Source organism: Amorphus sp. 3PC139-8 (genome assembly GCF_040750475.1).
Classification (GTDB): Bacteria; Pseudomonadota; Alphaproteobacteria; order Rhizobiales; family Amorphaceae; genus Amorphus.
Window position 1 is genome coordinate 174,789 of sequence record NZ_JABJVY010000002.1, and the last position, 11,562, is coordinate 186,350.

The 11,562-nt window shown below is 63.2% G+C and carries 11 protein-coding genes; 9 read left to right on the top strand and 2 right to left on the bottom strand.

The window, feature by feature from the left end:
• Positions 1 to 267 precede the first annotated feature (267 nt).
• From HNS03_RS03205 to HNS03_RS03215, 3 genes are read left to right on the top strand one after another with little or no spacing between them, the layout of a single operon-like run.
• On the top strand, positions 268 to 750 hold the full coding sequence (locus tag HNS03_RS03205) for an aromatic-ring-hydroxylating dioxygenase subunit beta (protein WP_367193035.1): 483 nt from the start codon (positions 268 to 270) through the stop codon (positions 748 to 750).
• A 53-nt stretch (positions 751 to 803) separates the two neighbouring features.
• A complete protein-coding gene (locus tag HNS03_RS03210) occupies positions 804 to 1,622 on the top strand; it encodes an enoyl-CoA hydratase/isomerase family protein (RefSeq protein WP_367193036.1) in 819 nt (272 codons plus the stop codon).
• Positions 1,623 to 1,628: 6 nt separating this feature from the next.
• Positions 1,629 to 2,378, top strand: coding sequence for an SDR family NAD(P)-dependent oxidoreductase (locus HNS03_RS03215; RefSeq protein ID WP_367193038.1), 750 nt, complete (start codon positions 1,629 to 1,631; stop codon positions 2,376 to 2,378).
• A 125-nt stretch (positions 2,379 to 2,503) separates the two neighbouring features.
• Here HNS03_RS03215 and HNS03_RS03220 read toward each other — a convergent pair whose 3' ends face one another.
• Together HNS03_RS03220 and HNS03_RS03225 are read right to left on the bottom strand one after the other, a co-directional pair.
• Positions 2,504 to 3,403: an alpha/beta hydrolase gene (locus HNS03_RS03220; protein WP_367193040.1), complete on the bottom strand. Its 900-nt coding sequence runs from the start codon at positions 3,401 to 3,403 to the stop codon at positions 2,504 to 2,506.
• Positions 3,404 to 3,554: 151 nt separating this feature from the next.
• Positions 3,555 to 4,148: a TetR/AcrR family transcriptional regulator gene (locus HNS03_RS03225; RefSeq protein ID WP_367193041.1), complete on the bottom strand. Its 594-nt coding sequence runs from the start codon at positions 4,146 to 4,148 to the stop codon at positions 3,555 to 3,557.
• 661 nt (positions 4,149 to 4,809) lie between these two features.
• Between HNS03_RS03225 and HNS03_RS03230 the strand changes: the two genes are divergently transcribed.
• The 6 genes from HNS03_RS03230 to HNS03_RS03255 are packed head-to-tail and all read left to right on the top strand — an operon-like array spanning position 4,810 to position 11,534.
• Positions 4,810 to 5,658 carry an ABC transporter ATP-binding protein gene (locus tag HNS03_RS03230; protein ID WP_367193043.1) on the top strand — a complete coding sequence of 283 codons (849 nt, stop codon included), beginning with the start codon at positions 4,810 to 4,812 and terminating at the stop codon, positions 5,656 to 5,658.
• Positions 5,655 to 6,479 (top strand): ABC transporter ATP-binding protein, encoded by an 825-nt coding sequence (locus HNS03_RS03235; protein ID WP_367193044.1) that lies wholly within the window; start codon positions 5,655 to 5,657, stop codon positions 6,477 to 6,479. Before HNS03_RS03230 ends, HNS03_RS03235 begins: the two co-directional genes overlap by 4 nt.
• Positions 6,476 to 8,416 carry a long-chain fatty acid--CoA ligase gene (locus HNS03_RS03240; RefSeq protein ID WP_367193045.1) on the top strand — a complete coding sequence of 647 codons (1,941 nt, stop codon included), beginning with the start codon at positions 6,476 to 6,478 and terminating at the stop codon, positions 8,414 to 8,416. The genes HNS03_RS03235 and HNS03_RS03240 overlap by 4 nt, the downstream gene beginning before the upstream one ends.
• A complete protein-coding gene (locus HNS03_RS03245) occupies positions 8,413 to 9,285 on the top strand; it encodes a branched-chain amino acid ABC transporter permease (RefSeq protein WP_367193046.1) in 873 nt (290 codons plus the stop codon). The genes HNS03_RS03240 and HNS03_RS03245 overlap by 4 nt, the downstream gene beginning before the upstream one ends.
• Positions 9,285 to 10,331 (top strand): branched-chain amino acid ABC transporter permease, encoded by a 1,047-nt coding sequence (locus HNS03_RS03250; RefSeq protein ID WP_367193048.1) that lies wholly within the window; start codon positions 9,285 to 9,287, stop codon positions 10,329 to 10,331. The genes HNS03_RS03245 and HNS03_RS03250 overlap by 1 nt, the downstream gene beginning before the upstream one ends.
• A gap of 42 nt (positions 10,332 to 10,373) precedes the next feature.
• Positions 10,374 to 11,534, top strand: a complete 1,161-nt coding sequence (locus HNS03_RS03255; RefSeq protein ID WP_367193049.1) for an ABC transporter substrate-binding protein — start codon at positions 10,374 to 10,376, stop codon at positions 11,532 to 11,534.
• Positions 11,535 to 11,562: the final 28 nt, after the last annotated feature.

Consider the following 11,562-nt stretch of genomic DNA (forward strand, 5'->3'; position numbering starts at 1 on the left):
GGCATTGAAACAATGCCTAAGCGTGCGTCGAGGCGCGAGGCGCGATCGAGATTGAGCCGAGGGCAAGAGATGATCAACGATTGATAGGTGCTCGTTTCGATCCGTAGACGGGTCGAAAACAGATCGCGCCTTGGACTTTTGTCGTGCGCCGCGTCGCGACCGCTTGATCTTTGCCGTCCTGCCGGTTAGAAAATAAACCGAACAGACGTCTTAATTATTGGCCTTCGAACGCCGGCCATGACAAGTAAGAAGCCAGGGAGGACCGGATTGTTGGTCGACTACGATCTTCGCGAGCAGGTCTCTGAATTTATCTACCGGGAGGCCCGCCTTCAGGATACTCACGCCTACGACGATTGGGAGGCGCTGTGGACCGACGACGCGCTCTACTGGATTCCGGCCAACGGCGACGATCCGGATCCGGAGCGGGAGATGTCGATCATCTACGACAATCGCTCGCGCATCGCGCTTCGCATCAAGCAGCTCCATACCGGAAAGCGTCACACCCAGACGCCGCGCTCCCGGCTGGGGAGGATCGTCTCCAACATCGAAATTGCCGAGTGCGATGGCGACGACATCCACGTTCGCGCCAATGCCATGGTGTTCGAGTCCAACCTGCGCGGCGAGACGGTCTGGGCGACGCGCAACGAATATCTGCTGCGCAAGGACTGTGACGGCTTGCGGATGGCGCGCAAGAAAGTCGTGCTCGTGAACAACGACAAGCCGATCTACACGCTCTCCTTCCTCATTTGAGCGGGACGGCAAGACCGATCCCGCCCGACACGACTGGCAGACAAGGACACGTGATGACCGAAACCGATCGCCAAGCCGTCGTCGCCGAAGGCCCGGTGCTGCTCGATCTGGTGGGCGCAGTCGCCCACATCCGGCTCAACCGGCCGGAGGCCTCCAACGGGATCAGCATCGCATTCCTGAAGCAGTTTCACGACGTCATCATGCGCTGCCATGGCGATGCGCGGATCCGTGCGGTGCTCTTGAGCGGAGAAGGGGCGAACTTTTGCGCCGGCGGCGATGTTCGCGAGTTCGCGTCCAAAGGGGAGGAGCTACCGGATTTTTTACGCCAGGCGACCGCCTATCTGCAGATCTGCGCCTCCGGCTTGATCCATCTGGACGCCCCGGTCGTGGCGGCCGTTCAGGGCTATGCGGCGGGCGGTGGCGGTCTCGGTCTGGTCTGTGCCGCCGATATCGTGATCGCCGCGGAAAACTCGAAATATCTGGCGGGTGCGACCCGTGTCGGCATGGCGCCGGATGCGGGGTCGTCGGTGGTGCTTCCTCGGCTAATCGGCTTCCGGCGGGCCATGGATCTGCTCCTCACCAACCGGATCATGGATGCCAACGAGGCGTTCGAGAGCGGACTGGTTTCCCGCGTGGTGCCCGACGATCGCCTGCAGGAGGAAGCGTCCGCCATCGCCCAATCCTTGGCAGCCGGTGCTCCGAAGGCGCTGTCGGCGACGAAGCGGCTGCTTTGGAGCGGGCTCGGCCTCTCGGTCGACTCCTGTTTCCCGGAAGAAGCGCGAACCGTTTCTGAGCTTTCGGGGACCCACGATGCCCGCGAGGGGTTGGCCGCCGTCATCGAGCGGCGGGCGGCCAACTTCACGGGCCGATGAGCGGCCATGATGGACACCGGGCTTGCCAATCGTCTGAAGGGATGTCGCGCCGCGGTCAGCGGCGGGGCCAACGGAATCGGCGCTGCGGTCGTGCGCCGGTTTCGAGCAGAGGACGCGTCCGTTCTGATTTGTGACCGTGACGAGGACGCGGGACGCGCGCTCGCCGAGGATACGGGGGCGGCGTTCGCCGGCTTCAACGTGACGGACATCGATGCGCTCGATCGGGCAATGGCGGCCCATGGTCCATTCGATATTCTGGTGAACAATGTCGGCGTCGACCAGCACGCTTTTTTGACCGATACGCGTGCGGAGGACTGGCGGCGGCTGCTTGCCATCAATCTGGAATCCGCGTTCGCGTTCACCCGCGCGGTGCTGCCGGCGATGCAGGCGGCCGGTTACGGACGGATCGTCACGGTCTCGTCCGAAGCGGGGCGGCTTGGCTCCAAAGGGGCGGCGGTCTACGCCTCCGCCAAGGGCGGATTGATCGCGTTCGCGAAATCCGTTGCGCGGGAGAATGCCCGTTTCGCGATCACATCGAACGTGGTTCTGCCCGGTCCGGTGCGCACGCCGCTGTTCGAAGCCGCCGTCGCCGGCGGGGGCGATCAGATCCTTGAGGCGATGAAAGGCGCGACCCTTTTACGCCGAATCGGAGAGCCGGAGGAGGTCGCCTCGGCGGTTGCCTTTCTTGCCTCCCGGGAGGCGGGCTTCATCACCGGAGAAGTCCTGGGTGTCTCGGGTGGAATGGGCCTCGGCTAGAGCGCTTCCAGGCCAAGTGGAACCCGGTCGGCAGTCCGCAAACGCGTCGAAACAAGAACTTAGACCCGCTCCGCGAGTCCCGGAAAAGAGGTGCGGGTCTGGATCTGACGGAGCTGGGATCCGGATCAGCGCCAAGCGTCGCGAAGAAACGCACTGATCTCTTGCAGGGATCTCCCGCTCGCCTCCAATTCCGGAAACACCTGAAAGTGGTGGATCATCTCATCGAAGACGGTGAGGGTCACGGGAACCCCGGCGGCACGGGCGCGCTCGGCGAACACGCGGGAATCGTCGAGGATCGTCTCGTGATCGCCGACATGAATCAGCAGGGGCGGAAGGCCGGCAAGGTCGCCATGGATCGGCGAGGCGAGGGGATCGCGCGGATCGCCGGTCCGCCCGAGATAGGCGCGCGCCATCAATCGGATTTTGTCGCGCTGGGTCATCGGATCGACGTCCGCGCGGCTTTGATAGGTCTCGCCGGTTGCCTCCATGTCGAGCCAGGGCGAGAGCAGGACGGCAGCCCGGGGAAGCGGCAGTCCGTCCTCGCGAACGGCAAGCAAGGTCGCAACCGCGAGCCCGGCGCCGGCGGAATCGCCGGCAAATGCGATGCTGTCGGCCGGATGACCGCTCTCCAGGAGCCAGCGATAGGCGGCGACGCCGTCCTGCACAGAGGCAGGAAAGCGGTGCTCTGGCGCGAGCCGGTAGTCGAACCCGATAACGTCCGCTCCGCCGGCCTCTGACAGGCGGATCATCAAGTCGCGGTGGGAAAAGCGGGACCCCATCTGGTAGCCGCCGCCGTGAAAATAGAGGACCGTGCGGCCGTCGCTCCCATTTGCCAGAATACGGTCGGCTTGAATCTCGCCGATCTGGAGAGGCTCGATCGTGGCCGCTCGGTCGCTTGCGAGCATCTGGTCGAACTCGGCGCGCATTTCCGCAATTGTCGTGCCCTTGCTCCATCCGCCGAACACGGTCCGGATCTTGTCCTTCACCGCGTGAAGGCGCTGCGCCTCGTCGTCCGTGATGGTCATTGCGTGCGGCCTCCGGTTATCTGAGCGTGGTCATCGCAGCATAATAAAGACAATCGTCCGAATTATTTAAGCGGTTTGCGGCGTCACTTCGCCGTTTCGAAGGTGGCGTGTCGTGTGGCCGGCAACGAGATGTCAGGCGTGGCCGGGCATTTCAGCTTCCGGTGAAGCCGCGGATAAACAGGTCCGAGGTCATGTCCGCATATTCCTCCGGGCCGACCGGACCTTTCGGATCGTACCAGGCGAAGGTGTAGTTGATGATGCCGAACAGCATCATCGCGTAGACCTTCTTCGTGCGGGTCGTCAGCCGGTGCTGGGAATCGATCCGGATCAGAATGTCGCCGACGGTTTCGGTCATCTGGCGCTGAACCGCGACGATGCCGCGCTGCTGCTCCTCGCTCAGCTCGCCGAGTTCGTTGAGAAGCACGACCTGTTCACTCTGAGAGGCGGAATTGACCGTCACCATCGTTTCGATGACGGCGCGGCATTGCTCCAGCGGCGCCTTCTTCAACTGCACTGCCGTCTGGATCTGCTCGAACAGGTGACGGACATGCTCGTCGAGGATGTGGAAGAGGATATCTTCCTTGGATCCGAAATAGTGATAGAGCGCGCCGCGGGAGGATTCGCAGGCCTCCGCCAGATCGATGATCGTCGTGCCGGCATAGCCTTGCTCGGCAAAGAGACGAGCCGCGTTCTTCAGGATATTCTCGCGGATTTCGGGATAACGTTCGGATTGGGTGCGGGCCAAGTTTGATCTCCGTCTGAACTCGATCGCAGTGGCTTGGGCCCGTCGAGCGACCGGCGTCATCGCATGCAGGATCGTTTCATTCGATGTGGAGCGAGTCGAGTGGACGCTCGTCCACCCGTGCTGATCCTCGTTTGACGTCAGGGGAACCTCACAAGCCGCGACGAACCCCGATATTTGCGGCATGCTCTAGCGATAACAACACGATTGTTCAACTTATTGAGGAGGAGCGAACCATGTCGAACGCCTGTCATCCGAGAATTGGGTAGAGCTGCGCCTGGTCGGCCCGAACTCGCGAAATGAGAAGAATAACAGATATTTAACGGATGGATTCGACGTCCGTGCCGTCTCCGGTCGGCGTGCATTCACCCTCTGGGCACACGCCGAATTGCGAGCCGGTCCAGTTCGACAGAAATTAATTGATCGGTTATCCGGATTATATTAATCTGACAACAATCAGAGAATGACGTCCCTCGAAGGGCGTGAGCCGGCGCCGCATGCGCCGACAGACGGGGAAATGCCAGTTGAAGCTTCCTTTCGATCGAAAATCGAAGGACGCGGGCCCGTTCGGGGCGTGTCCATGTGAACCAGATGCCGCGTTTCGGGCCGCTCAGGCAGGGCGGCAGGCCAACGGTGGCGCACACCAGGCGCATCCGAGGGCGCGATGAACGTGCATAGCTTTGAGGGCCGGTCCACCGCTGGAGCGGAAAGCGTGCCGAACCTGCTCGAAATCAACAATCTGCAGATCGTCTACGACGATGCCATCGAAGCCGTGCGCGATGTCTCGCTCGCGGTTTCGGAGGGGTCGATCGTCGCGCTGCTGGGCTCCAACGGGGCCGGCAAGTCGACGGTATTGAAGGCGCTGTCCGGCATCCTCGACATCGAGGAGGGCGAGATCGAGAAGGGCGGTATTCTTTTCCGCGACGAACCGATTGCCGGCCTTTCCGCGGAAGCCATCGTGCGCAAGGGCATCGTCCAGGTGCCGGAGGGGCGACGGCTCTTCATCAATCTCTCCGTGGAGGAGAATTTGATGATGGGCGGCTATCTGCAGTCCCAGGCGGATTTGCGCGCCCGCCGCGAGATGGTGTTCGAGTTGTTCCCGCGCATCGCGGAAAAAAGGGGCCAGACCGCCGGCTATCTCTCCGGCGGCGAGCAGCAGATGGTGGCGATCGGGCGTGCGTTGATGGCATCGCCGAAGCTGCTGGCGCTCGACGAGCCCTCGCTCGGCCTCGCCCCGCTCATCATCGAGACGATCTACGAGACTATCGGGCGCATGCGCCGCGAGATGGGGATGACGATCCTGTTGGTCGAGCAAAGTGCCGCCCAGGCGCTCGCCGTGGCGGACTACGGTTACATCCTGGAGAATGGCCGGATCGTGCTCGACGGCGACGCGGCCGCGCTGGAGCGCAATGCGGAAGTTCAGGAATTTTATCTCGGCTATGCCGGGGCTGGGGAGCGCAAGAGCTTCCGCGACGTCAAACACTACAAACGGCGCAAGAGGTGGCTGTCATGACCGGGCCGCTCCTGTCGCTCGACAACGTCACCAAAGCTTTTGGCGGTGTCACTGCCGTCCATCACGTTTCGCTGGAGGTCTTCCCCGAGCAGATCTTCTCCGTGATCGGGCCGAACGGGGCGGGGAAGACGACGCTCTTCAACCTGATCTCCGGCGTGCTTCCGGTGTCGTCCGGGACGATCACGTTCGAAGGCCGCAATCTCGCGAAGGTTCGGCCCTGGAACTACACCACGCTCGGGATCAGCCGAACGTTCCAGAACCTGGCTCTATTCAAGCACGGCACGGTGGTTGAGAACATCCTCGTTGGCCTCCATCGCCACATGAAGACCAGTGTGGTGGAAGCGGTATTCCATTACGGCCGCTGCCGGCGCGAAGAGATCGCGGCGCGTCAGAAGGCCGAGGAGATCATCGAATTTCTGGAAATCGAGAGCATCCGCGACAAGGTCGTGGGCTCGCTCTCCTATGGTCAGCAGAAGCGCGTCGAACTCGGACGTGCGCTTGCCTCCGACCCGAAGCTTCTCCTGCTCGACGAGATCGTCGCGGGTATGAACCGGGAAGAGACTGAGGATATCGCTCGCTTCATTCTGGATATCCGGGATGAGCTCGGCATCGCGATCCTGTTGATCGAGCACGACATGCACCTGGTCATGGACATTTCCGACCGGGTTCACGTGCTGAATTTCGGCCGCACCGTAACGGAAGGCGAGCCGGCCGAGGTTCAGGCTCATCCGGAGGTGGCGGAAGCCTATCTCGGCAAGAAGCAGGCCGCTGAAGTGGCCACAGAGGGGGCAAACGGAGACAGGGAGCTCGCTCGTCCATGACCGCTTCGTCCGTCGTCGAGCTCGATCCGAAGACCGCGCTGCTGGCGAGCGACAGGACGCCGCTTGCCGAAGGGCACGATCCGCTCGCCCGCGATGTGTTGATTTCCGGTGCCACCACGCTACCGCGCATCTTGCGGGCCCGAGCCGCGCGCCACGGCGCCACGCTTGCCCTGCGCGAGAAGGAGCACGGCATCTGGAAGCGCTACGACTGGGCGCACTATGAGCGCCAGGCCCGCCGGTTCGCGCTCGCGCTGATGTCGCTGGGGCTTTCGCGCGGGGATCGCCTCGTCATCGCCAGCGAGAATTCGCCGGAGTGGTACTACGCCGATCTCGGTGCGGAGATGCTTGGCGTCGTGCCGGTCGGCATCTATCCGACCAACCCTTGGCCGGAGCTGCAATATATCGCGCGACATTCCGGGGCGCGTCTGGCCGTGACCGGCGACCAGGAGCAGACCGACAAGGTCCTCGACGCCCAGGCGAACGAGGGCGGCTTGCCGGATCTCGGCACCATCGTCTGCGTCGACATGAAGGGGATGCGACGCTACGCCGATCCGGGCCTTCTGTCGTTTGAGGATTTTCTGGCCCGCGGCGACGCCTACCTGGAGAGGCATCCGGATGCGGCCGAGCGGCTCGACCGGGCGATCGAGGAGGCCGTGCCCGACGACGTCGCCTTGATGGTCTACACCTCCGGCACCACCGGCCCTCCGAAGGGCGCGATGCTGACCCATCGCAATCTGGTCTCTTCCACGATGGCCTATGCCCGTGCAGTGGGTATGGAGAAGCACCGCTTCGAGGCGGTGGGCTACCTCCCGCTCTGCCATGCCGCCGAACGCTGCTACTCCATGTGCATGCAGCTCGTGCTCGGCGGTGTGGTCAACTTCGCCGAGAGCATCGACACGGTGGCGACCAACGTGCGCGAAATCGCGCCCACCATGTTCATCGGTGTGCCGCGCATCTGGGAGAAGTTGAAGGAAGGCTTCGAATTTCGCATTACCGAGAGCGGGCCGATCCGGCGCGGAATGGTCGATCGGATGTTCCGGCTCGGCCGGCAACTCGACGACAAGCGTGCCGAGGGCCAGCTTTCGATCGCCGACAAGGCGGTGGCGGCAGCCTGCGACGCGCTTTTATTCCGCGATGTGCGCAAGCATCTGGGGCTTGATCGGACGGTGCATCGACTGTGCGCCGGCGCTTCGGTCTCGCCGGAGACGCTGCGCTTCTTCTCCGTCATCGGCCTTCCGGTGAGCCAAGGCTACGGCATGACGGAATCGGCCGGGTGCGTCTTCATCCAGGACGACGGCCATCGCGCGCTTGGCGGCTGCGGCGTTCCGGTCGAAGGCGCGGAATATCGGCTTGCCGACGACGGCGAGATCGAGCTTGCCGGGCCGACGGTGTTCAAGGGCTACTTCCGCGACCCTTCGGCAACGGCCGCCACCATGGACGGGCGCTGGCTGAAATCCGGCGACATCGTTCGGGTGATGGAGAACGACGAAATCACCGTCGTCGACCGCAAGAAGGCGATCATCATTACTTCCGGCGGCAAGAACATTGCGCCGTCCGAGATCGAAAACGCCCTCAAGGACAGCCCTTACATCAAGGAAGTGATCGTCGTAGGTGACGGCCGGAAATTCCTGGCCGCTCTGATCCAGATCGACTTCGACAATGTCGGCCGGTGGGCGAGCGACGAGGGGCTGCCCTACACCACCTACAAGTCGCTCACCGAACTGCCTCAGGTTCGCGTCCTGGTCCAGGGCGTCGTCGACGACGTGAACAAGCGCTTCGCCCGGGTGGAGAACATCCGCAAGTTCCTGATCCTGGAAAAGGAGCTCGACCACGACGACGGCGAGCTGACGGCGACCCAGAAGGTGCGTCGCTCCATCATCGACAAGAAGTTCGCCAAGGAGCTGGCCACGATCTACGGCGGGGAGGGCGGCCGATGAGCTACCTGATCGAACTGTCTATCTCCGGGCTCGCGATCGGCGCGATCTACGGCCTGATCGCGATGAGCTTCGCGGTCATCTTCAAGGCCACCGGGATCGTGAATTTCGCCCAGGGCGAGATCTCCATGATCATCGCTTATGTGGCCTGGACGATCTCGTCCTATGTCGACGGCAACCCGTTTCTGGTCGCGCTCGGCGCGGTCGTGTTCGCCATTGCCTTCGGGCTCCTCATCGAGCGGCTCGTGATCCGGCCGATGATCGGCGAGCCGCTGTTTGCCACCATCATGGTCACGATCGGCCTGGCGGTGATCCTGCGCTCTTCGGTCGTCTTCCTGTGGGACGCCTATCCGCACGCGCTCGACATCGGGCTCGGGCGCGGGATCGTGGAAGTCGCGGGCGCGCGCATGCGCACCGGGCAGATCGCCGTGCTCGTCCTGTTGATCCTCACCATGATCGGCTTCTTCGCCTTCTTCCGCTATTCGCGCTTCGGCGTGGCGATGCGGGCCGTCGCCAGCGACGACCGCACGGCCCTTCTGATGGGGGTGAGCGCCGCCCGCGTCCAGTCGGTGGCCTGGGCCGCCGCGGCGGTCATCTCCGGGATTGCCGGCGTCCTGTTCGCAATCGTCTACGAGCTTTCGCCGTCCATGTTCGCGCTCGGCCTCAAGGCGTTCCCGGCAACCATCGTCGGCGGCCTCGATTCCGTCATCGGGTCGGCCTTCGGCGGCCTGGTCATCGGCGGCATCGAGAACCTGACCGGCGGTTACATCAGTCCGGCGATCAAAGAGGTCGCGGGCTTCGTCATCATCATCGTCATTTTGATGGTCCGACCCTTCGGACTGTTCGGTGAAAAGCGGATCGAGAGGGTCTGATGCGGTCGGGTGTCTTCAAGGAAACCATCGGCGAGCAGATCAACCTCACCGATTCCTGGCACGTTCGGGGATGGACGATCGCCCTCGTTCTCGCGCTGATCGTGCTGCCGTTCTACCTGAATGCGTTCTATCTCTCGCTTCTGACCCTGATGGCGATCACCATGGTCGGGGCGCTGGGTCTGAACGTGCTTACCGGCTGGACCGGCCTAATTTCGCTGGGCCAGGCGGGATTCATGGTGCTCGGCGCCTATGCCTATGCCATCCCCACGGCGCTCTACGGCTGGGACCCGCTCGTGGGCCTTCTTCTCGCGGGTCTGGTGCCCGCGGTCGCGAGCCTTGTCGTGGGTATACCGTCGCTGAGGCTCACTGGCCTTTACCTTGCGATCACGACGCTCGCTTTCGCCTTCATCATCAACCATCTCGTTCTGGATTTCGACGGGCTGACGCGCGGTGCGCGCGGCATCTTCGTGAACCGTCCCGAGATCCTCGGGATCTCGTTCCAGAACGACGCGGCGTTCGCGCTCCTGTGTATCGGCGTTGCGGCGGCCGCGCTGCTCGCCACCTTGAACATTCGTCGAAGCCGCATCGGCCGTGCGTTCGTCGCCGTGCGCGACAACGACACCGCGGCGCGGGTCATGGGCGTCAACCTGCACGCCTACAAGCTGTTCGCCTTCGTGACGAGCTCGTTCATCGTCGGCATCGCCGGTGCGCTTTACGGCATGTTCCTGAGCTTCGTCACCGTCGAGGGTTTTCCGTTCCTGCTGTCGATCGAGGCCCTGGCGATCTTGATCGTCGGCGGCGTTGGGACGGCGCTCGGCGCGGTGCTCGGTACGATCTTCGTGGTGCTCATTCCCGAATTCGCCAACATCCTGTTCGGCCTTCTCGGCGATGAGTTCGCACGCTCGCTATCGACCGGCGCGCACGAGCTGAAGAGCATGCTCTACGGCGTCGTCATCATCGCCTTCCTCCGTTTCCAGCCGCACGGGCTCGTCGGGCTTTGGCGCGACGTGAAGCGTGCCTGGGTGAACTGGCCGCTACGCTACTAAACAATTGAAACGAAAACAGAAAACCGGGAGAGGAAAGCACCCATGATAAAGGGGTCGATCAAAGCGGTTGCCGCTGCAACCCTGTTCGCCGCGTCGGCGCAGGCCGCCCTGGCGCAGGACCAGGGCGTGACGGATACGGAGATCATTCTCGGCGAGGTCGAGCCGCTGTCGGGTCCGCCCGGCCTGCTCGGCATCGCGCACAATATCGGCGTCCGGCTGGCGCTTGAGGAGAAAAACGCCCAGGGCGGGATCGCCGGGCGCAAGCTGCGCCTGATCGCGGAGGACGACGGTTACGTCTCCTCGCGGACGATCCAGGCGCTTCGCAAGCTCATCTCCGTCGACAAGGTGTTTGCCCTGACGGCGCTGTCGGGCTCCGGCCAGGCGATCGCCTCGGTGCCGGTGGTGGAGCAGGCCGGCATTCCGACCATGGTCCCGATCGGGCCGGTGCCGCCGCTCTACAATCCGCCGCGTGAGAATGTCTTCGTGATCGGCCAGTCCTACGACGAGGGCATGAAGCAGCTCGCCCTGTTCCTGGCCGAGCGGTTCCCGGACAAGAAGTGGGGCTTGGTTACCCAGGACGACGACTACGGCGTCGCGCTGCGCGAGGGCCTTGCGGAGGCGAAGAAGGAGAGAGACTTCAATGTCGTCTTCGAGACCATCTACAAGCGGGGCCAGACCGACTTTTCCTCCGAGATCCTGCGCGCCAAGGATGCCGAGGTCGATGTCCTGATCGCCGGCGGCATCATCAGCGAGAATGTCGCGATGGTGAAGGAGCTCGAAAAGCTCGGCATCAAGCCGGAGGTCGGCATCTTCTGGCCGGGCCGCGTCCCGGTCGTTCTGAAGCTGATCGGCCCGGCGAGCGACGACATCTACGCCGTCGACTATGTCGTTCCGTTCGACAGCCCTCAGGGCAAGACGTTCGTCGAGATGGCGAAGACCTATCTCAACGAGGACGAGCTTTCCAAAATGAACCGCTACACCATGACCGGGTACGCCTCCACGCGGGTGCTTCTGGCGGCGATCGAGAGCTGTGCCGACGATCTGACCTGGGACTGCACCAACGCGGCTCTGGCCAAGACCAAGGACCTCGATGTCGGCGTGATGGCGCCAATCTCGTTCAAGGACGGTTCGACCTTCTCCAACCAGCCGGTTCAGATCATGCAAGCCGACTACGACGCCTTGAGCTTCAAGCCCGTGAACTGATGCGCAACGGTATGGCCGGGCACGTCCC

Bases quoted from the DNA above. Each gene is read 5' to 3' on its own strand.
- HNS03_RS03210 (WP_367193036.1), top strand. From the start codon at position 804: ATGACCGAAACCGATCGCCAAGCCGTCGTCGCCGAAGGCCCGGTGCTG.
- HNS03_RS03215 (WP_367193038.1), top strand. From the start codon at position 1,629: ATGATGGACACCGGGCTTGCCAATCGTCTGAAGGGATGTCGCGCCGCG.
- HNS03_RS03220 (WP_367193040.1), bottom strand. From the start codon at position 3,403: ATGACCATCACGGACGACGAGGCGCAGCGCCTTCACGCGGTGAAGGAC.
- HNS03_RS03230 (WP_367193043.1), top strand. From the start codon at position 4,810: ATGAACGTGCATAGCTTTGAGGGCCGGTCCACCGCTGGAGCGGAAAGC.
- HNS03_RS03235 (WP_367193044.1), top strand. From the start codon at position 5,655: ATGACCGGGCCGCTCCTGTCGCTCGACAACGTCACCAAAGCTTTTGGC.
- HNS03_RS03240 (WP_367193045.1), top strand. From the start codon at position 6,476: ATGACCGCTTCGTCCGTCGTCGAGCTCGATCCGAAGACCGCGCTGCTG.
- HNS03_RS03245 (WP_367193046.1), top strand. From the start codon at position 8,413: ATGAGCTACCTGATCGAACTGTCTATCTCCGGGCTCGCGATCGGCGCG.
- HNS03_RS03250 (WP_367193048.1), top strand. From the start codon at position 9,285: ATGCGGTCGGGTGTCTTCAAGGAAACCATCGGCGAGCAGATCAACCTC.
- HNS03_RS03255 (WP_367193049.1), top strand. From the start codon at position 10,374: ATGATAAAGGGGTCGATCAAAGCGGTTGCCGCTGCAACCCTGTTCGCC.